This is a genomic window from Bdellovibrio sp. 22V (assembly GCF_030169785.1).
In the GTDB taxonomy this organism is placed as follows: Bacteria; Bdellovibrionota; Bdellovibrionia; order Bdellovibrionales; family Bdellovibrionaceae; genus Bdellovibrio.
The window spans coordinates 1,506,298-1,526,491 of sequence record NZ_CP125854.1; the positions used below are offsets into that span (position 1 = coordinate 1,506,298).

The 20,194-nt window shown below is 47.7% G+C and carries 15 protein-coding genes; 7 read left to right on the plus strand and 8 right to left on the minus strand.

The features are described 5' to 3' along the window. The first annotated feature begins 2 nt into the window (after positions 1-2). Together QJS83_RS07310 and QJS83_RS07315 are read left to right on the plus strand one after the other, a co-directional pair. Positions 3-1,859, plus strand: a complete 1,857-nt coding sequence (locus QJS83_RS07310) for a S8 family serine peptidase (protein ID WP_284608515.1) — start codon at positions 3-5, stop codon at positions 1,857-1,859. 24 nt (positions 1,860-1,883) lie between these two features. Further along, on the plus strand, positions 1,884-2,936 hold the full coding sequence (locus tag QJS83_RS07315; protein ID WP_284608516.1) for a S1 family peptidase: 1,053 nt from the start codon (positions 1,884-1,886) through the stop codon (positions 2,934-2,936). Between the two features lie 63 nt (positions 2,937-2,999). Here QJS83_RS07315 and mgtE read toward each other — a convergent pair whose 3' ends face one another. The 4 genes from mgtE to QJS83_RS07335 form a co-directional block, all read right to left on the minus strand. After that, on the minus strand, positions 3,000-4,340 hold the full coding sequence (mgtE, locus tag QJS83_RS07320) for a magnesium transporter (RefSeq protein ID WP_284608517.1): 1,341 nt from the start codon (positions 4,338-4,340) through the stop codon (positions 3,000-3,002). A gap of 80 nt (positions 4,341-4,420) precedes the next feature. Next, positions 4,421-6,292 (minus strand): ABC transporter ATP-binding protein, encoded by a 1,872-nt coding sequence (locus QJS83_RS07325; protein ID WP_284608518.1) that lies wholly within the window; start codon positions 6,290-6,292, stop codon positions 4,421-4,423. Beyond that, entirely contained in the window at positions 6,285-8,072 is a 1,788-nt protein-coding gene (locus QJS83_RS07330; RefSeq protein ID WP_284608519.1) for an ABC transporter ATP-binding protein, read from the minus strand. The genes QJS83_RS07325 and QJS83_RS07330 overlap by 8 nt, the downstream gene beginning before the upstream one ends. Continuing rightward, complete coding sequence (locus QJS83_RS07335; protein ID WP_284608520.1) at positions 8,069-8,698, minus strand: 2OG-Fe(II) oxygenase; 630 nt, start codon at positions 8,696-8,698, stop codon at positions 8,069-8,071. The genes QJS83_RS07330 and QJS83_RS07335 overlap by 4 nt, the downstream gene beginning before the upstream one ends. 31 nt (positions 8,699-8,729) lie before the next feature. Here QJS83_RS07335 and QJS83_RS07340 point away from each other — a divergent pair, with 31 nt between their 5' ends. Beyond that, complete coding sequence (locus QJS83_RS07340; protein ID WP_284608521.1) at positions 8,730-10,235, plus strand: flavin monoamine oxidase family protein; 1,506 nt, start codon at positions 8,730-8,732, stop codon at positions 10,233-10,235. On the opposite strand, the gene QJS83_RS07345 is transcribed toward QJS83_RS07340, so the two are convergent. Both QJS83_RS07345 and QJS83_RS07350 read right to left on the minus strand, forming a co-directional pair. Beyond that, positions 10,236-10,751, minus strand: coding sequence for a hypothetical protein (locus QJS83_RS07345; protein ID WP_284608522.1), 516 nt, complete (start codon positions 10,749-10,751; stop codon positions 10,236-10,238). 1 nt (position 10,752) lies between these two features. Next, on the minus strand, positions 10,753-12,465 hold the full coding sequence (locus tag QJS83_RS07350) for a DUF2785 domain-containing protein (RefSeq protein WP_284608523.1): 1,713 nt from the start codon (positions 12,463-12,465) through the stop codon (positions 10,753-10,755). Between the two features lie 246 nt (positions 12,466-12,711). On the opposite strand from QJS83_RS07350, the gene QJS83_RS07355 reads away from it, so the two are divergent. From QJS83_RS07355 to QJS83_RS07365, 3 genes are all read left to right on the plus strand, one after another. Beyond that, positions 12,712-13,518: a S1 family peptidase gene (locus tag QJS83_RS07355; protein WP_284608524.1), complete on the plus strand. Its 807-nt coding sequence runs from the start codon at positions 12,712-12,714 to the stop codon at positions 13,516-13,518. 80 nt (positions 13,519-13,598) lie between these two features. Next, positions 13,599-14,225 (plus strand): LuxR C-terminal-related transcriptional regulator, encoded by a 627-nt coding sequence (locus QJS83_RS07360; RefSeq protein ID WP_284608525.1) that lies wholly within the window; start codon positions 13,599-13,601, stop codon positions 14,223-14,225. Continuing rightward, positions 14,222-15,928 (plus strand): sensor histidine kinase, encoded by a 1,707-nt coding sequence (locus QJS83_RS07365; RefSeq protein WP_284608526.1) that lies wholly within the window; start codon positions 14,222-14,224, stop codon positions 15,926-15,928. The genes QJS83_RS07360 and QJS83_RS07365 overlap by 4 nt, the downstream gene beginning before the upstream one ends. Positions 15,929-15,934: 6 nt before the next feature. On the opposite strand, the gene QJS83_RS07370 is transcribed toward QJS83_RS07365, so the two are convergent. Together QJS83_RS07370 and QJS83_RS07375 are read right to left on the minus strand one after the other, a co-directional pair. Further along, positions 15,935-17,602: a hypothetical protein gene (locus QJS83_RS07370; RefSeq protein ID WP_284608527.1), complete on the minus strand. Its 1,668-nt coding sequence runs from the start codon at positions 17,600-17,602 to the stop codon at positions 15,935-15,937. Between the two features lie 21 nt (positions 17,603-17,623). Continuing rightward, positions 17,624-18,460, minus strand: coding sequence for a hypothetical protein (locus tag QJS83_RS07375; RefSeq protein WP_284608528.1), 837 nt, complete (start codon positions 18,458-18,460; stop codon positions 17,624-17,626). A gap of 180 nt (positions 18,461-18,640) precedes the next feature. On the opposite strand from QJS83_RS07375, the gene QJS83_RS07380 reads away from it, so the two are divergent. Next, positions 18,641-20,194 carry a hypothetical protein gene (locus QJS83_RS07380; protein WP_284608529.1) on the plus strand — a complete coding sequence of 518 codons (1,554 nt, stop codon included), beginning with the start codon at positions 18,641-18,643 and terminating at the stop codon, positions 20,192-20,194.

A 20,194-nucleotide genomic window follows, 5' to 3' on the forward strand; every position in this document is an offset into this window, starting at 1 on the left:
CGGTGAAACGGATTCTAAAGGGTCTTTTTATTTCAATCAGCTTCGTCAGCGGGTCCGCATGGGCTCAGAATCAACCTAAAGTCGTTGAGGGCGAATACCTTATTAAATTTAAAGCCTCTGCGGGGGGATTGGCGGTCGCCCATTCCAAGCTTTCCGGTAAGGCCTCCTTTAAAGGTTCGTTCCCAGGTTTGGGAATCATGCAGGTTTCTTTGAAAACCGGCGCGGGGGAAAAGGTCAATTACGAAGCTCTTAAAAACGATCCCGACGTCGAGTATATTGAGCCCAACTACATTCTTGAAAAAAATGAAGTGGCACCGACAGAACCTGTACAAAGACTCAGTTATGATGAGGTCATTGCTTCAGCTTTTGCCTCGACAAGTCCTAATGATTATTCGCAGTCGTCTGCGAATGTCGGCGTTGCGGATGCCTGGCCTTTGCAAACTCCTTTAGATCAGCAAGGAAAAGTTGTTGTTGCGATCGTGGATACGGGATTAGACCGTTTTCATGACGTCTTTAAACCTGTCGCGAATGGTGGGACGGGCGCTCTTTGGGTGAATGAGATTGAAGACAAGGGTCGCCCCGGCGTCGATGACGACCAAAATGGTTTTGTCGACGACATCAACGGTTGGAACTTTATTAACAACACGAATAACTTTATCGATGACGACGATCACGGAACTCACGTTGCAGGTATCGTCGTGGGTGCAGGTCTGAATATTTTCGCGGATCCTTTGCCAGAGTCAAAAATCCTCGTTATGCCTTTGAAGTTCTTAGGTGCCGACGGGACGGGCTCTACCGCGAATGCGATTCGCGCGATTTATTATGCCGTTAACAATGGCGCACGTGTGATCAATAACTCTTGGGGCGGAGGCAGTTACAGCCAAGGCCTTTTAGATGCATTGGTTTATGCTTACGATCATCAAGTGTTGATCGTTTCGGCGGCCGGTAACTATGGAAATAACAATGACAGTGTGCCGATGTATCCCGCGAACTATTCTGTTCCAAGCAATTTGACGGTGGCTTCGGTTACACGCTTTGATGATATTTCCGGTTTCTCGAATTACGGAGCATCTCGTGTGCATATCGGGAGCCCCGGTGAAAGTATTTTAAGTACCGTGCCTGGTAATACAACGATGCGCATGTCAGGAACAAGTATGGCGGCTCCGCTTGTTTCGGGTATGGCCGCTTTGGCTTTCCGTGAAGCTCCGGGGCTTTCGGGTTATCAAATGAAAGAACTGATTCAAGCAACAGGCCGCCAAAGCGGTTGGTTGAACGGCTATATTTCTACGAGTGCTCGTATCGATGCTTTGTCATTGATTCAATCCGCGCAACAAATGGTGACGGCAGCGGCGGCTCAGCCGACGTACAAACCTGAGCGCTCGGTCGCTTCGGATGCTGCCGGCGGCGGAGGCGGTTGCGGTCTTGTGATGGACATCACGAAAAACGGTCCTGGCTCTGGTCAGGGGGGCAATGCGCCGATAGCTATTGTCCTGGGGCTTCTCGCAATGCCGTTGGTTGTATGGCAAGTGCTGCGTGTGCGCGATCCAAAAAACAAACGCCGTTATGATCGCTTCAAGATGAGTTCAGAAATTCGTGTGATGGTTGGCGACCGCGAGTTGGTCGGCTCTGTGAATACGATTTCACAAGGTGGTCTGTCATTCAATACGGATCAAGCTCTTGATAAAGGCGGCATCGTTACTATGCGTATCCAAAGCCCTGACGGTCACGAAGTGATCGAGGTGCAAGGGCAAGTCGTATGGTGCGAGAAAAATCAATCTTACGGAGTTCAGTTTGCCAATGCAAAACAGGGAACTCTGGCGATGATTCGCGATTGGACGTCAGGCCTTATCAAAACGTAAAGATTTAACAGCGAGAAGGGCAGCATGAGTTTGTTCAGCAAAGGTCTCGTTATTTCTTTTCTCTTTATATCTTCAGCACGAGCGGAGCAGACCTGGAGTCAGGTCTACGAATCCGCTCGACCTGCTATTCCTGTCATTCGCACCATGGGCGGGATTTGTTCGGGCGCTTTGATTTCTCCGACCTTAATTCTGACGGCTCAGCATTGTGTGAAGTTTCTTCGCCCGATTACTGTGCAGTGGATAGAAGGAGACAAAGTCATTTCCCAACAGACAGCCAAGGTGAGCCGCTGGGATCCCCAAAACGATCTTGCCATTCTTGAGCTCGATGTTTCAGTGAAAACAAAACCGTTAGTTTTAGCTCCGACAGGTGCGCTTAAAGTCGGAGATGAATTAACAACCATAGGACACCCTTTTGGAATTCGTGGATCCTCTTTGAATTTCGATATGCTTTTTAACTACACGCGCGGCACTGTGACGAAGATAAATTCTGACAAGAATTTTCTTAGTGATATGTCGGTATCGCCAGGAAACTCCGGTGGTCCCGTTTTAAATAAAGAGGGTCAAGTTGTCGGCGTAGTCTCGCAAAAGAATGTGCATCGTTATGCGGGTAGTATTGCGATGATGGTTCATCCCGATAAAGTCAAAGCGCTCACGGCGGCGCCGGAGGAGAAAGATAAATCTCTGTTTGAAGGCTCCATGCCCTCGCGGGTGGAAATCGGCGTTAAGAGAGTCTTATTTAACATTGATACTGCCGAAAAGAGTATCAACGACGGAGTCACCGCTGCCGACCTAAAAATGTATGTTTGGGATCGTCTTATTCTCGGTGTGGATAAATCCTTTTCTTCTTCCCGTGATGATATGCAATATTCGGGAGAATACATGGGATATGCCTGGTATTTTGAAAGCACCAATTTCTTCCCCCGCTACCTTGCTCTTGGAGTTAAGTCCGTCAAATTTGAAAAATATGATCGCCATGGCTTCGGAATGATTTTCGCAGATTTTAAATATTTAGAATTGGATGTTGGCTTCACCGGTAAATTCGACGAATCCTATATCTCCCTCGGTATCAGCTTCTAGGAAAAAGGCACCTGGTACCTTTTTCCGACCGTGTACCTTCGATTTGCAAAGGGAAGCGGGTACCTAGAGGAGGACGCCGTGAAGGAAGATGTGGGCGGCTGTGAAGTAAATCACGAGACCGGTCACGTCGACGAGAGTAGCGACAGCTGGAGCGGAAGCGGAGGCCGGGTCGAAGCCCACTTTTTTAAGAACGAAGGGGAGCATGGAGCCTGAGATTGTGCCCCATAAAACGACGCCGACGACGCTCGCAGCAACAGTTCCCGCAACCAGCATGTAGTGAGCGGTGTAAAGGCTTTCGCGGTTAGGCCAAAGCATAATACGAATAAAACCAATCGCGCCCAGTGCAGCACCCAGGCAGACACCGGTCATGATTTCGCGACCGAGGACACGCCACCAGTCGCGCAAACGAACTTCACCCAAGGCAATCGCACGAATCACCAGGGTCGAAGCTTGCGAACCCGAATTACCACCGGAGCTGATAATCAACGGAATAAACATGGAAAGCACAACGGCCTTCGCCAATTCATCTTCGTAATAAGCCATTGCCGTGGCCGTGAACATTTCCCCAAGGAAAAGAATCAAAAGCCAGCCGCCGCGTTTTTTGATCATCTCAAGCATCGAGATTTTCAAATAAGGCGCATCAAGAGTTTCCACACCCCCGATTTTGTGAATATCTTCAGTCGCTTCTTCTTGAATCGCTGTCGCCACGTCATCGAACGTAACGATACCTTTCATAATGCCTTGCTCGTCGACAACGGGAACGGCCATAAGATCTTGTTGTGAAAAGATACGTCCGATTTGTTCTTGGTCCATTTCAACAGGGACTTTCAAAACATCGGTGTGCATGATCTCGGCGATTCTTTTGCCAGGAGCTGCAGAGAATAATTCACGGAAAGAAACAACACCCAAAAGTTTTTGATCCTGATCCAAAACGTAAGCGTAATAGATCGTCTCAACGTGTGTTTTTGCCTGAATCCGAATGTAACTGATGGCCTCATCCACGGTCATGTCGGGGCGAAGACGAACGAAACGGGAACTCATCAGACCACCGGCCGCATCTTCGGCATAAGCCAAGAGCGCGATGACCTCACGTTTTGTCTGGGGATCAAGAAGACTTAAAAGATCGTCTTTGGACTCCAAGCCCATTTCTTGAATAAGATCGGCCACGTCATCGGGCGCGAGCAGGCGAATCCAGGAACGTTTTTCTAAAGGAGCGGCTTCCGCGATGAGTTCAGCCTGGTCATGGGTCTTGAGACTTAAGAAAAGCTCCTCAGCTTCAGTGCGGGGAAGTTCTTTGAATTTTTCTCGACGTTCATCGGGACTGAGCGCGGACCATGTCTCAGAAAGACTCAAAACGGAGTCTTCACTCTGAACTTCTTCTTCGGCTTGGTTGTTATGTTCCATCACCGTGCTCCGCTATGGCTGAAAAATATGTTGTGTGCCGATGAAATACTCCTTTTCATCGGTCGGAGCAAACTTATTTTTTAGACCAGTTCTGCATTTTTAAAACGCGGCAGCACTTCTTGTGTCGGCCCCAGAGCGACAATTTCGCCATTCTGTAACCATAAAATGCGATCGCACTTTGCAAGCGTTGAAAGACGGTGGGCGATGATGATTTGCGTCCGATCCGAGAAAAACTCTTCTGTGGCTTTCACCATGATCTCTTCGGACTGTGGGTCTACAGAGCTGGTCGCCTCATCCATAATCACGATAGGCGCTTTTTGCAAAAGACAACGGGCCATGCACAGAAGCTGTCTTTCCCCGAGGGAAAGATTTTTACCGCGTTCTTCGATCTTCATCATAAGGCCGTCGGGCTGACCTAACACCCATTCGCGCAATCCGACTTGATCAAGAACGGCAAGCAGGCGCTCGTCAGAGATCTGTCCTTCAATATCCAGATTAAAACGCAAACTGCCTTGGAAAAGAATCGGCTCTTGCGAAATAAAAGACATCGACTGGCGATACAAGTTAAGATCGACACCGCTGGCGCTTTCGGCAAGCTTCGGTTGATGGTTGTTGATCGAGATATGGCCTTTATCGACAGGGTATAGATAGAAAAGCGCCTGAATCAGACTGGATTTGCCCGAGCCCGTGCGACCGACGATGCCTAAACGTTCACCGGCCTTCACCTCAAAGTTGACGCCTTTTAAAACCCAAGGAAGGTCTTCGCGATAACGGAACCAAACATCTTGGACTTGCACTGAAGCGTTGCGATCTTCTGTCAGTTGGCGGTGTTCAAGATATTTCTCTACAGAGGGCGCGTAAGTCGGGTGTCCTGTCGCAAATTTCGCAGTGGAAGGAAGCAGGCTGCCTTTTTCCAAATCCATGCGCATGTATTGGTCCAAGCGCTCAACACCTATCATGGCTTCTTCAAACTGAGTCAACCATTCAAAGAACATCTGCACCGTGTTTCCGGAAAGAGCGATAAAGCTAAACGCCACGCCGACAGAGCCCACGGTTGCCCAGCCCTTTTCCACCATAAAGTACGCCGACACACCCGTGATCAACAAAAGAAACGCGGTCAGGCTGTTCATTTGTAAAGAAAAGCTCAGAAGACTTTTCGTCGTGTTCATTTTCTGCGTTAAGAAGTGACGGTCGAGTCTTTCAAAGCGTTCGGCGAAGGAGCGCTGCCGACGGAAAGAGCGGATCGTGCTCGCACCTTGCGTCGTTTCGGCAAAATGCGCAATGCTTGGCGAGCGGCTTGCAGAAAGCTCACGTCGAGACGTGCGCAGTTTTTGCTGATTAAGTTTGTAAACCACGTAATTCATGAAGCCGATGAACACCACAAAAACCAGATAAATCGGATTTGCGACGGTAATCAATGCGATCATCATCGTAAGATCAAAGATGATCGAGATAAACTCCGCTAAAGGTCCTCCGAAAAGACGGAAGACGTTACCGTAGTCACTCGAAAAGCGCGTGATGATTCTTCCCGCTGGAGTGTTATCAAAAAATCCCATTGGCAGGCGGGAGGTGCGCAATGTCACTTCGTCATAGAACGAAGAAATCGCTTGCGCCGAAAGTCGCGAAAAACTCACACGGAAAATCAAGGTGAAAACAAAACCTGTAATCGCCATCGCAAAAAGCAAAGTGATAATTTGCGCCGAGGTAAATCCCGAAAGAGGATTGGATTTTCCGACGATAGTATCGACCCAATAACCAATCACGTTTGTATTACCCAGCAAAAGACCGCGACCGATAATACCGATAATTAAACAAAAAAGAATACGCGCAAGAAACGGTTGATAAGCAAATTTCAAAGTTTCAAAAAGAGTTTTGCTATAGCCGCCTTTGTGAACTTCACCGTCGGAAAGATATTTTGCACGCACAGGTTTTTTAGCTTCTCGTTTAGACATGAGAGGCCTCCTGTTTTTTCTCGCTGGCTTCTTTGGCGACGGTCGTTGTGTATTCGCGGAACTTTTGATTGCGTGACAGAAGTTCTTCAAAAGTCCCCTGGTCGATGATGCGGCCTTCTTCCATGAATAAAATACGATCGACTTGATGAAGAGCGCTCAAACGATGGGTCACAAGCAGACGCGTTCTTTCCGCCCACGCGCCCAAGAGCAACTGCTCAAAAAGTTTTTGTTCGGTATCGACATCCACGGCGCTTAAGCAGTCATCCAAAAGCATGATAGGGGCTTGATGGAAGTGCACGCGTGCTAAACCCACACGTTGGCGTTGGCCTCCCGAAAGATTTACGCCCCGTTCGCCAATTTCCGTCGCTAAGCCTTTTTCCACGCGCTCTGTAGATAAATCAAACTGTGCAAGCTTCAGCGATTCTTCGACCATGGGATCGCGCTCGGGTTCGATGTCGTAAACGAAGGCCACGTTTTCGCGCAGGGTGGCGTTCATGATAAAGCCCTCTTGCGGAACATAGGCAAAATGTTGGCGCACTTCATCGAGGGGCGCATCCAAAGCGTTGATTTTTCCTAATTGATAATAATGAAAGCGAGCTCCGGTTTCTTTTAAAAGAGACAGCAGCAGCATCGACTTTCCGGCGCCGACTTCTCCGACGACGGCAACAAACTCGCCGTGTTTTACATCGAGGTTGATGTTTTGCAGGATTTTTCTTCCGCCAATCTCAAGATTTAAACCGCGCACTTGCAACGAGTAAATATCCTGACGGGCTTCGGTTTTTTCCAAGGACGGCGATGTGGGCGGAGCTGTCTCGTTGTTTTTTGTCGAAAGAAAATCTTCCAGACGTTTAAGCGAAGTCCAAGAGTCAAAAGCAAACGTAAAGAACCAAGGCATCTGACGGAAAGGCCGAGTCAGAAACACACCGACAATCCACAGGAGCGCCAACAATTCTCCGCTGGTCATTTGATGTTTGGAATGAAGAACCAATGTGCCTAAAGCGACCACATTCAGAATAAATGTGATCGAAGAAGAAATGGAGTTCATCACTTGGCCGTTTGTCACCATCAAAACACGATTGCGGGTTTCAATAATACGTTTGGCGAAAATATTTTTCTCGAAATGGCGAGTCCAGCCCAGGATGCGAATGGTGCGAATGTTTTGCACCCACTCGTTCACAAGACCGATACGCTCTGCCGCTAATTGTTTGAAGCGATAAAAAAACTTCGACTGACGAAACGCCATGAAGGTGTTGAATGTCGCGATGGTGATCATCAGCAAAACGGTCGGCCACAGAGGAACGTCAAAAAGAACCGAAATCGCAAAAGGCGCGAGGATCAACGGAAATAAAGTCGAGGCTCCGGCAGGAAGTGTTTGATCCAGGAATACGGTGGCACCTTGAACATCTGTCGCGTAAAGGGAAACGATCTCTCCCACGGGACGGCCGCTCATTGTGTCTACGCGCAAGTGCAAAGTTTTTTCGTACAATCTTTGGGCAAAAACTTTTTGCATATAAAGCGACTCACGCACGCTCAGGTAGTTTGTCAGTTGCGAAAAACCTTGCGCCAAAAGCACGCACAGAAAAGCGCCCATGACATAGGTCAAAGGGCTGTCGAAGTGGATCAGGTGCAGCTGGCTGTGCACGCCGGTCAACTGATCGATAAACTCTTTTTGAAAGAAGGGCCCCAAAAGTCCTAGCACCGCCGCGATCAACGAACAAAGAAGAATCGTGAAACGGGCGTGAAGGCGGGTGAAGATGACTTCTTTTAATAGCGAGTTCATGATGCGTCGTCCCTAAACCAGCCCGTTATACTGAGGCGGTTGGCAAAACTCTTCTCGACTTGATGAGGGAAGAGATCGCTTCGAAAAAGAACGAAGGTGCCCAATTGAGGCTCAATCCGCGCGAGAAGTTTACTTTCATTCTCGGGGTGATAGAGACTCAACTCGCCACCATGCTCTTTTTGCCAAGCTTCATTGAGGTACAGAATGAAAGTGATCTTTCGTGCTCCTGAACCTCGATGGTTGTCGATATGCTTATCATAAGAAGCGCCCGGAGGATACCACGCAAAATGCGTTTCAAATCTTTTGAGTCCTAAATAGAAACTCTGATTCAGCCGTTGCAAAAGAGTTTGCAAAATCGAAAGCATCTCCGCTTGCAGAGGCGTGGCGTTTTTTTCGTCAATCCACAGAATGGAGTCACCACGAATCTCAGTGTGCGTGACTTTTGTAGCTCCGCGTCCGATGGAAGCTTGGCGGAAAGAGCCTTTGTCATAAAGATTTTGACACTCTTGGGCGAGGGAACGACAGAACTCTTGCGATAAAAACTGGGTCGAAGAGGTCCAATTTTGCTGGGCCAATTCATCGAACATTCTTTCGAGCTCTGAGAGATTGATTTGCTTCTGTTCCAAAGTGTTGCCATTCTATTCAGGTGAGGGAGTGATGGCAAAAAGTTCTTTGACCCGCCGTGAATTTTTAAAGATTTCAGCAATGAGTTCGTCAGCGTTGGCACTTAGCAGTTGCACGACCCTCGATCGCTATTTTATGGGCGACAAAAGGAATCTGACGAATGAGGTGGTCATTCTGGGAGCTGGAGCCGCGGGACTCAGTGCAGGCTTTGAACTCAAAAAGCGTAAAATTCCTTTCCGTGTATTTGAGGCTTCCTCGCGAGTGGGCGGGCGCGTGCAATCCATCCCTCTTTTTGGTTTAGAAGGAGCCGTTGCGGAATTGGGGGCGGAGTTTTTTGACTCTTCCCATACGGCCGTTTTGTCTTTGGCCAAAGAACTCAATATCTCTGTGAGTGAAATCAAAGCGGCCAGCGGAGAGGAAGCGCACCTCTTCGCGTTCGACAAAAAAACTTACCGCGTAAAAGACATGGCTTCGCGCCTGAAGACTCTGCAAAATCCCATGCGCCGTATTCGCAGCGATCTTTTCCGTGAACAAGACGTGATTCTTAGTTATAAAAACGCTGTGCAGTTTGAAAGATCCCTTTATTACGACACGTTGTCTTTGCAGGATCTTCTTAATTCCTGGAAAGATGAAGTCGATCCTTTGGTTCTCAAGTTGATTGAAGTGCAAGCGGTGAATCGTTTCGGCGTGGATGCCAAGGAGCAGTCGTCGCTGCATTTCCTTTCGACGATTGATGCGGAAGGCAGTTCGCTTTTAAGCGGTCGCACGACTTATCGCATGAACGGCGGGCTTTCGAGCTTGATGCAAACATTGTCGGCACGAGTGGCGGGAGTTATTCCGGATCATGTGATGAAACTCAATATGGTATTGACTGAAATCAATGAGGAAGATGGTGTCTTTCAATTGTTCTTCAGAGGTCCGAACGGCACCGAGGTCTTTACCGCACGAAACATTATTTGCACTTTGCCTTTTTCCAAGTTGAAAGAGGTCAAAGGCATCGGCGATCTGTCCTTCTCGAATATCAAAAAAGAAAATATCCTGAATCAAGCCTACGCCACTCATAGCAAAGGCACCGTCGTGTTTCCGACGCCTTTCTGGAAAAATCGCCGCGGCAACACGCCGGCCAACGTCGGCAACTTCACAGGTGATTTTGTTTCGCAAAAAATGTGGGACTCGGGACGCTCGCAACCGGTTACACGCGGTCTTCTTACTTTCCAAAGAGCAGGTGCTTCAGGGTTGAAAGCGGGCGCTGAAGCCGCTCGAGATGCCGCGAATGATTTGGAACTTTTTTATAAAGACGTTCCCGAATATGAAAAAGAAAGAACACAAATCGCCAACTGGAGTCAGCGCCCGTGGGCCGGTGGTTCGATGGCGTTTTTCAAACCGGGACAATACATGCGTTTTAAGGGAGTTGCGGCCGAGGCTGAGTACGAAGGTCGCTTCTTATTTGCGGGGGAACATACCAGTGCGCGATTCGCAGGAACACTGCAAGGCGCTTTGGAAAGCGGCCTCAGGGCCGCCTCCGAAGTTTCCATTTAATTATTTCACAAGATTGACTTGCAAAGTGGCTGCTTCACCTTGAGCAGAGACGAAACCGTCGACATCTGTTTTGTTGATCGCGTTGATCAATGAGCTCATGTGATTGTTCGTCAAGCTCATGCCTTGAGGGACGCTGCCGTCTGCATTTACCCAAGAGTAGTTCGGTTGCGGAGACACCACGAACACGATGATGTTATAAGAAGGACGGAAACCTTCTTTTTCAACTTGCACTGTCGGTAAGGTCATTGCGTCGTCGGAGATATAAACCGTGCGCGACTCTTTCACCTGAGAAATTGAAATCTGCGAAGAGTCTGTCGAGATAAACGGGCGCGAACCGACAGCGTAAAGCACCGTCAGATACTGACCGCGCATATTGCCAAGTTTGTTCACTTGCAAGGCCGGGATTGTTTCGAAGCGGGCTGCTTCCGCATTTCTTTGCGATACGGAACCGCTCATCAGTCCCAAGCCAATGATCAAAGTCAAAGCGTTGATGATAATAAGTTTGAGGGATCTCATTTTACTTAGCTCCTGTTTTCGCGTAGTCGAGATACATCACAAGGTGTCCGTTAGGATCCATGGCCACGCGATTGATATCCAATTTAATTCCCAAAATCTGCGGCGGAAGCGGCAAACTGCCTGGAAGAACTTCATCGCTCATCTTCCATCCCGCGCTTTTCTTGCGAAGCTCATCCTTTACACCTTCGCGGACTTTTCCTTTAAACATCTTCCCGGCAAATGAAATGTATTTGTCGTCAAGGAACATGCTGTCCGTATCAATCGTGTAAAGGAGCAGCTGCATGCCGCTCTTATCGCTCAACTGACGAAGTTTTGCAATAATATCGAACTCAACAATGATCGTATCTTTCAAAAACATCGAACCCGGTTTTGTTTCGATCGCCACTCTCATTTTCATGAAAGCTTCTTGTGGTTTCAAAACGGCTCCAGCTGGAGTTTTTACGTAATCAACCACCGGCGACGCCACCAGTTTCAAAACGGAACCATCGGATTGTTTGATCTGCTCGAAATTTTTTCTTTCAAACGCCAATTGCAAGACGCGATTGATAAGGCCGCGGTCCACGCTCAATGCGATGTCATAGTTGGCTTGCGGGATCAAATTAAATGACGGCACCCCACGAGACGCATTGGATTTCAAAGGCACGCTACGGCTATTGATCGGATCTTCCACGTAAGTCGCCAAATCAATATTTAAAGAATCCTTCAAGCCGATATTTTGCAGTTTGAGTCCCCACTTAAAGTTAGGACGACGGTCTGTCGGCTCCGCACCCGGAGGCGCCATGTCTTGAATCTGCTCCAATGAACCACCCAAAAATTCTTTGGCTTTTTCGTTGAGCATTTCCGGAAGCTGTTTACGGGCGAAGTCACCAAGGCTTTCGCGCACTTTCTGCAGAATCATAGGGGCCTGCGCCGCTAAAAGATTATCAAGCTCTTTGGTGTTCATATAAAATTTCTTACCGTTCACTTCAACGGCGAAGGTCGGCACGATCAATTTTTTGTACTGCAAAGAAAGCGACGTCGAATTCAAGTTGTTATCGATTTCCAGAGCTTCAAAATCAAGTCCGCCATAAGCGTTCATGCGAAGATAGAAGGGGAGGCGAATGCGCAACGGAATCTCGTTGTCACCGGCTTGTAAGGTCACGTCTTCAAGACCGACTTTGCCAAGGAATTCATTATTAACGTCCCACGCAATCACAGACTTCGTCGATACCGTCAATTTTTTGATTTCAAGTTCAATAGCCAGAACGGCGCCGTCACGTTTACCCAAAGCGCGCATCAATTTTTCGTCGGTGACCAAACCAAAACGCGAAAACTGCGCAAGATAACCTGATTCACCTATCTCAATTGTAGGACGGTGATCGTTCATGGAAAAGCCGACCAGCCATTTCGTTAAAAGATCGCGGACTTGGCCGTACATTTTGACAGCTTCGGGATTGGCATCTTTAAAATCGTCCGGGTTGATGGGCTTATCGAAAGTGTACTTCATCGCCGGGAAATAACCCTCGTCGAGTTTGACACCTAAGTTGCCAAGAATTTCACTTAAACGCGTGTCGAAATACTTCATTCCGCGTTGAGTGACTTGCACGTGAACGGCATTAGAAATCAGATTCTTTTGCGGCAGCTGTGGATTGGTATCCATCGCATGCGCATTCAAGCCCTGCAAAGTCATCAGCAGGGGAATCAATATTTTTGATGTATGGAGCCGACGTACCATTTGAACCTCATCGCAAAGTGGCTATTCTCCGTTGCGTTCCCCGATGCAAGCCAAGTTCCAATTGGGGGCGGGCTGTTTTAGAACGTATTAGATTTGATAAAGCGGGGAGGTGTCTAAGATTGAGACAGGGGACCAAAAGCGGCGCCGAACGAAACCTCTCGGAAAAATCTTCCAACACCCATTTTATTTTCAGAGCTTCTGGCGTTTCTTTGGTACAAAGAGAGCGTCTTATAAAGGAGATCAATCATGTTGAAGAAATGGACCGCTCTTCTTGCGACCACAGCTTTGCTTGCGGCTTGCGGTGAAAGTCAAAACTCACAAGTCGATATAACAGCCCAACAAAATGGTGTGATTGGCGGCGACAAAGTTTCTGCCGGCACAGCGATCGCACAACATACTGTGGGTCTTTATGATTCCAAATCAGGGTCTTTATGTTCGGGAACTTTGATCAGTGAAAGTCTGGTTTTGACGGCCGCTCACTGTGTGGTTTCCGATGCTTCTTATATTAAAGTTTACTTCAGCCCCGACATGCGTGAAACGCCCGAAGAACTCACTCGTCAAGCCACGGCCGCTTTGCCGAACAAGTTGTACAATCCCGAAGGCAGCGAAGATATCAATGACGTGGCCGTGATCCGCTTTGCGGGACCATTGCCAGCAGGGTTTGCTCCAGCGCCATTGTTACAAGATTTCTCGCGCATTCAAAAAGGCAGTAAAGTGATTGTGGCGGGTTATGGTTTAAACTGGTCATGGGGAATCAAAATGGGTTCCGGTGTCCTTAGAACAACAGAACTTAAAGTAAAGCAGTCTTTGTATGGCGCTTCCGAAATTATGTTGGATCAATCTGTTCGTCGTGGAATTTGCAGCGGCGACTCCGGCGGACCGGCTTACGTTGAAATCAACGGGCAATTGCATTTGCTCGGAGTTGCAAGCCGCGGGGACTCTTTGCCGATTCCTTTGACTCCGGATTGTTTTATTCTTTCGGTCTTCACGCGCGTCGATGCACAAATGTCTTGGATTCAAGCGGCATCTACACAATTAATGTCGGTAAAATAGATGTTTTCTAAGGATACTCCGGTTGGAGTATCCTTTCCTTGATTTGACAATAGGCCAAGGGGCAAGGATACTTTCAAATAATGTCTCAGGCGCTCTCTTATCTTCTTGTCGACGATCATGCTCTTTTAGTTGAAGGTCTTAAGAACCTTCTTGGAACGCATCGACCTGCATGGCGTTGTCTCGGGGAAGCTTTTAATTTGGCGGACGCCAAAAGACTTATCAGCAAAGGGGATCCTTCTTACGTCCTTCTTGATCACGGCATTGGCGATTCGACGGGACTGTCTTTAATCGAAGAACTTTTAGAGGTTTATTCCCCGTCGCGATTTGTTTTAGTCAGCCAGCTTCAGGATAAAAAAATTCTGCGCGGCTATCTGCATGTCGGTGTTAAAGCTCTTATTGCCAAGAAGGACTCTAGCGAAGCTCTTATTGAAGGGATCGAGTCGCTGAGTTCTCCATCCCAGGTGTATCTTTCTGAAAGTTTTAAAACTCTTCTGGGTTCCGAGGATCCTGCTGAGGCGTTGACGGCAAGAGAAATTGAAGTCATCCGCCTCATCGCTTTGGGAAAAACCAATAAAGACGTGGGCCGCGACCTCAATTGCTCTGAATTCACAATCAAAACGCACAAAACTAACATCATGAGAAAGCTCAATCTTAAAAACTCCGTCGAGTTGAGTGTTTGGGCGCTGAAGAACAATTTGTTGCTATGATTCTTTTGTTAAAGATCGGCACCTTGGTGACTCTGACTTTAACGGCTTTGTTCTGTATACAGTCGTGGCCGTTTCGCAGATCGCTTCTGACAAAGCTCTTTACGATCAATCTGTTCATCGTTTTTTTGTGGTCGTTCTGGGTACTTTTAACTTTGTTGACGCCCAATATAGAGTTGAAAATTATCTTTACCAAGATCCGGCAAGTGGGAAATCCCTTTTTAACGTCGAGCTGGCTGGCTGTTCTTCTCTTGATTTTTATGCGAGGCCGCTGGAGTAAGATCAGAAAATTTCTGCCGCTTCTTTATATCCTTCCGGTTTTGACAAGCGTCCTTTCCATAATGTCCCTTTTCGGCTCAAAAACGGCGGAGCGCTGGATGGGTCATTCCTTTGAGCTGATGCCCGAAATAGGCTTAATGCGCTATGTGGTCGGGCCCGCTTTAAAGCTGCAGTTTAATTTTGCTTTTGGCCTGATGGTGTTGATCTTTGCACTTGTTATTTTCAAGCTCTTTTCAAAAAACACCGATATACGAAAATTTGCCGTGCTTTTTCTACTGTGCGGAATTTTCCAAATCGGTTTTGAGTTCTTCAGCCATTCAAAAGTGGGCAGTGCCGTTTTCATTCAAATGAGCATGGTCTCTTACATTCCATTTTTTGCTTTGGTGTATTACGCCATTCACAAAATGGAGTTTCTAAATATCAAAGCGCAGGCGAATCAGATTGCCTTTAATGATTTGCCGATTCCGGTTTTGACTTTGAATCCGCGCCGGGAGATTTGGGACGCCAACCGCAAAGCCATTGAGGTTTTACACCTAAAAAGCGACGACATCGGACGATCGATCATTGGCGATCCGCGCTTTGAGTTTATTGAGGCGAAGAAAAAATCCCTGGTCTTAGATGACGTGAATTATCACGTAGAAATCAAGGACCTGAGCGGCTCCGTGCGTACGGAAGGGGTGCAAATCGTTTCCTTGACGGATGTGACGGAAATTCACCGTTTGAACCAGGAACTTTCCGATAGCAACGCCGTATTAAGTAAAATGAATGCGGAAGTCATGAAGATGACGATGTTCAATCGCCGTATTCATGCGGTTTTGTCGCATGATCTTTCGGGTCTGCTGCATTCGATGTCAACGTCCCTGGGACATCTCTTTAAAAGAATGACGGGCGGACGGGAAGAACAAGCTTTGGCCGAGACGATTCAAAGAACCAATCACTCTTCTTTGGATCTTTTGCAGAACATCTTGTCTTGGAGTTACGACGAAAACAAAGAGTCCGTGTCGATGGCAAATCTCATTCGCGACGTTGTTGAAACGCAGAGCGGACTGGCGCGACAGTATGATGTCCATGTTCACACTTTAGTAGCGTCGAATCTTCCGGTATTTGCAACTTCACCTCGAGTGATGGCGGCGATTCTGCGCAATTTGATTTCCAATGCGATCAAGTACAGTCCCGTCCAGGGGGTCGTACAGATCGAAGCGTTTTTCATGGAAAACCGTCTGCACATCGTGATCAAAGATCAAGGTCCTGGAATCAAAGAAGAGACTATGCAGACCATTCTAAAACAAAAAGCCGTGAATAATAAAGATCGTTTTGGATTTGGCATCGGCATGCAATTCACTTTGGATTTTGTGCGCCAGCTTGACGGTGAAATTCATTTCAAACACGGGCCTCTTAAAGGCACATGGGTCGAGCTGATCTTTTAGCGGCTTCTAAAAGTCGTCGTCGTTAACAAGATACCAACGGTCTCCGAAGTCGGATGATTTCAAAAGCGCTGAATTCGCCATCGGAGACGTGTTAATCATCTCTTCGCTTGGATTTTTAAAATAGTAAGGAGCGTAGGGACGCATCTGACTGTATTCGAGATACAGGTGGTCTCTACGGTCAATCGTCATGACCTGATAATAATGCGTGTACTCCTGCGCATTGGGATAAACCAAGACTTGCGGTTTGTTCCAATGAAAATCTTTGCCTGAAGAATCAAGCTGACCTTTTTGATAAGCGAGCGCGCCAAAGTATTCAAAATCAAAAATCGATTTATCGTGCATCCACAGACGATACGCAAGATGCAATTGATCTTTACTGTCGATGACGAAAGAAACGTATGTCTGGCCTCCGCCGGGAACACCGGGAATATTAAAGACTGCGGGGTAACCATTCTCATAGGTATTTACGTATTGAGCGGGTGTCCAGCCCTCAATCGAGTCCGGCTGCAAAGAAGTCGTCGAAGCGAAATGAGCTCCGTGAGCGCCTCCTACAACCACAAGACGTCCTTGGCTCGTACGCACAAGGCCCGGCTGATTGTGACTGTCATTGGTCGGCCAGGTCTTAAGGATATTTTGTTTTTTAAGAAGCTTTGTTTGGGTGTCGTACTCTGCAATCCAAATCGCCGAATTGGGATCGCCCTTTTTATTGGGAACCGTATTTGTGGGACGCCCACGCTGATTCTTTTCTACTTTGTGAAGAAGATCTGCTTCCAGCCATACGACGAAGTATTTGCGGCCTGCGCGAAGAATTTTGACGGCGCTGCCGCTGCGATAACCGATAGGTTGCGCGGTTTTGCTTAGTTCAATCGGTGCAGATAACACGAGCTCGCCGTTTTCATCAAATGCCGTCGTTTGCAACGTCAAGCGTCCGACAGTGCCTTGCCAATATTCAAACCCTGCTTCATAACCGGGAGCTTTTCCCGTCGCCTGGAAATACAAAAACGCGGGAGGTCCCTGCAACGGACGAGGAGAGTAAGGTCTTTCCAGATCGTACCATTCTGGCAATGAAGGGCTTGACAGCAGAATTCGACTTTCCCATGTCGTGCCTTTATCTTTGGAATACATCAGAACATAGTTCTTATCCGGCGACTTGCCGGTTTTGATTCGCAAAACGGTGTACATGACATCATTTTTGTCAAAGACGGCCATCTTCGGGTCCCACAGAATATCTTGTTTGTTAAAACGAATAAGGTCCTCGACGGAACTTGCCGGAAAACTTTTCTGCAGAGCCGCCACGTCAAGACCGCGCTCTTTCCAAACGCCGTTTTCTAATTTCACAAAGCCATTATTCAAAGCGGTTGTTTGACTGCGCTCGTGCTTGCGAAAAAACGGTGTGTTCTTACTGTCAAAGGCCGGAATATAAATCGGGTAGCCCGGGTTCCAAGAAAAGGTCTGTCTTTCATGATAGCTTTCTTGAAAGTTAGCGACCTCTGCTGAGGAATTAAACTGATTCAAACCGGTTTTGGGAAAAGGCGGCAACTTCAAAGGAGCATAAGTTCGCGCAAGAGAAGCAAAGCTTGCTTCTCCTTCAATGCGTTTTTGCGGCTCAAAAGAAAAATTATAAGAACAGATCAGCGCGACAGCAAAAATCGCAAAACATAAAATCTTTTTCATCGTCATGACTCCGAAAACAGATTAAAAATTCATACCCCAGCCCGCGCGCAAGATAATCTGTTTTGCGGAAGAAGTGCTGTTGTCCGGGAAGATTGCATAGTCTAGCTGCATGGGAATAAAGTTTTCGCGGCTGAGGTGATAGTCTAACCCCAACGAACCCACGATTGTTTGATTCGTGCTGATTTTACTTGTATCAAGAACGTTACTGGATTTGCCAATGGCAAAGAGGAAACCTAAACCCGCTCCAGCCCAGACATCCATTGTTTTAGAATGGATGAAAGAATAACGAACCAAAGCTTCTAAACCCAGATAGCTGATTTCGACTTTACATGAAGAAGATCCAGAACAAGCGGCCGCGGCAGAGTCTCCCGTCGCGTTCAAAGTTTCGTAGCCACCTAAAATGCGCGCGCTGATTCGGCCATCCAACTGCATTTGATAAAACGCAGAAAGATTAAAGCTGGAACCAGACAATGAAATGGAAGACGCTCCTGTGGGTTTAACGTCCATCGAGTTCATTGCGTAACCCGCTGTGAAACCCCAAGCGGAATTTGATTTTGGCGCTTTGCTTTTTGCCGTTGGTTTTGCGGCTGCACCGGGCGTGTACTTCGCTACGGAATAATCTTTTTGCATACGGCCTTTGATGACCGCGGCCACGGCACGGCCGTCTTTGACTTGCTTGATTTCAAGAAGCGCGCGAGCTTTTCCATCAGCATCCCGAGCACCCAATTTATCACCGACCTGCAGGTCTTCGCCTTCAAGATCAATCAAAGCGCGATCGTTTTTAACGGCGACCGTGCGCAGAGCGTAAGCGGGTGAAACCAAAGATGTTAATAGCAGTGCTGTAATCAAAGTTCTCATAGGGGTTCTATCGTCAGTTTAAGAATGAAACTAAAGCTTTTTGAGACATTCGGAGTCCTTAGAGTAATTCGTGGACCGCAAACAACGGGTAATTCTCGCAAAATGTGTCTCAACTTGAGAGCGGATATATCGAAGCGCCGCTCCCTTCCGATAAGATATAGGAACACTTTATTCGGGGGAATGAACGTGTCAAAGTACGTCGTAACAATCGGCATCTATTTGCTATTGGGAGTATCTTTCGCTTCGGGCCAGTCATTGTCTGAAGTGGCGTTCTTCAATCGTTGTTATTCCCATTTAACAGGAAAACCTGTTCCGCTCGGCCACCCGGCGATGGCGCAAGTTCGGGCGGGGAAAATCAAAGCACTAGATGCTTGTAAGGCTTTGCTCGACAAAGCGGAGTTGGACCCTTCGGGGCCTCTTATCTTGCGGACCGATGCGGAAGCGAAAGCCATTCTTAACAATTTCTATAATTTCCACCGCACTTGGTTTCCAACGAACAACGTAGAACAGATTCAAGACTATAACGATGAGATCTCGCGCGGAACCGTCGACATTTACGATTCCACCGAGCCAGGTCTTGCCATCACACGGGCGGTTTTTGCCCGCGGAGCAAGTTATAGCGATGTTTTGAATTTGAGTTATGGCGTGCGAGCTCAGAGAGAAGAGAATCTTTCCGTGCGCAATCAATACGGCTTTCAAGTGAATTTTCCAGGACGCCGTGATTATGGCAACAACTTCGGGCTCAACGAGAACCTTTACCATTTCCGTGCTCTGTCGGGCGGTTTTAATGGAAACTCCGATACGACAAACTCGATCTTTCTGAATATTCCCAAGATTGAAATCGGGGAGTTGGTAGGTATTCGTCTGACGACGGAAAGTCTGTTTATTCCCAATGTCTCGTTGCAACCTTTGGGACCAGACCGTGCGGGAAATACACAGCAGGGGCTTAACTACTCTTATGACTTTTATAAAACCTACGGTGGTGGTGTGATCGGAAGCCCTATTTACTTCTTGCTGAACTACGGTCACGGCCGTGGTCTTGAAGCCAATGGAACGACGAAGTTGCCACGCCGCTGGTCGCAAACGAATATGAGCGCGTTCTTATGCTCTGAGCTTCCGGCCTTGCGTGAAAGTGACATCAAAAAATTTATTGTTGGAAACTCTTCCGCGCCATTTAGAAACTCTGGCAGCTGCGTGATGTGCCATGCGACGATTGATCCGATGGCATACACAGCCCGCAACCTTGTCATGGGTAACAGCGATTATACGGAGTTCAGCGCGGGTTCCCGCACGCACGCGAAGAACGCTTTGATGCTTTTAAGTTATCGTGACGAGATTCCTTCTGATGACACTTGGCATTCAGAACCTGTGGCCGGATTTCATCGTATGACTCCGAAGGGGCGTCTTTTCTTCCGCTCAATGACGGGGGAATTGGTGGACCGTCCCGTTCACGGCATCGCGCAGTTGGGTGCGGTGATGTCACAAACGACCGATTTTTATTACTGTGCAGCGAAACGCTATTTTGAATACTTCACGGGCATTCAAGTTCCTTTGTATGACCGTCAGAATCCAGCAAACGCGCATTTAAATCGCGCACTTTCCGCGGAAGCGATCGAAGACAGAAAATTTGTAGAAGCTCTTGGGGAAGGGCTTCGCACCTCGAATTCAGTTCGCGAGATGTTAAAACAGATTATGTCTTCAAAGTATTATCGCAGCGTGAATTACAGGGAATAA

Coding starts and splice junctions, on each gene's coding strand:
- QJS83_RS07315 (WP_284608516.1), top strand. CDS start 1,884: ATGAGTTTGTTCAGCAAAGGTCTCGTTATTTCTTTTCTCTTTATATCT.
- mgtE (WP_284608517.1), bottom strand. CDS start 4,340: ATGGAACATAACAACCAAGCCGAAGAAGAAGTTCAGAGTGAAGACTCC.
- QJS83_RS07325 (WP_284608518.1), bottom strand. CDS start 6,292: ATGTCTAAACGAGAAGCTAAAAAACCTGTGCGTGCAAAATATCTTTCC.
- QJS83_RS07330 (WP_284608519.1), bottom strand. CDS start 8,072: ATGAACTCGCTATTAAAAGAAGTCATCTTCACCCGCCTTCACGCCCGT.
- QJS83_RS07340 (WP_284608521.1), top strand. CDS start 8,730: ATGGCAAAAAGTTCTTTGACCCGCCGTGAATTTTTAAAGATTTCAGCA.
- QJS83_RS07345 (WP_284608522.1), bottom strand. CDS start 10,751: ATGAGATCCCTCAAACTTATTATCATCAACGCTTTGACTTTGATCATT.
- QJS83_RS07350 (WP_284608523.1), bottom strand. CDS start 12,465: ATGGTACGTCGGCTCCATACATCAAAAATATTGATTCCCCTGCTGATG.
- QJS83_RS07355 (WP_284608524.1), top strand. CDS start 12,712: ATGTTGAAGAAATGGACCGCTCTTCTTGCGACCACAGCTTTGCTTGCG.
- QJS83_RS07360 (WP_284608525.1), top strand. CDS start 13,599: ATGTCTCAGGCGCTCTCTTATCTTCTTGTCGACGATCATGCTCTTTTA.
- QJS83_RS07365 (WP_284608526.1), top strand. CDS start 14,222: ATGATTCTTTTGTTAAAGATCGGCACCTTGGTGACTCTGACTTTAACG.
- QJS83_RS07370 (WP_284608527.1), bottom strand. CDS start 17,602: ATGAAAAAGATTTTATGTTTTGCGATTTTTGCTGTCGCGCTGATCTGT.
- QJS83_RS07375 (WP_284608528.1), bottom strand. CDS start 18,460: ATGAGAACTTTGATTACAGCACTGCTATTAACATCTTTGGTTTCACCC.
- QJS83_RS07380 (WP_284608529.1), top strand. CDS start 18,641: ATGAACGTGTCAAAGTACGTCGTAACAATCGGCATCTATTTGCTATTG.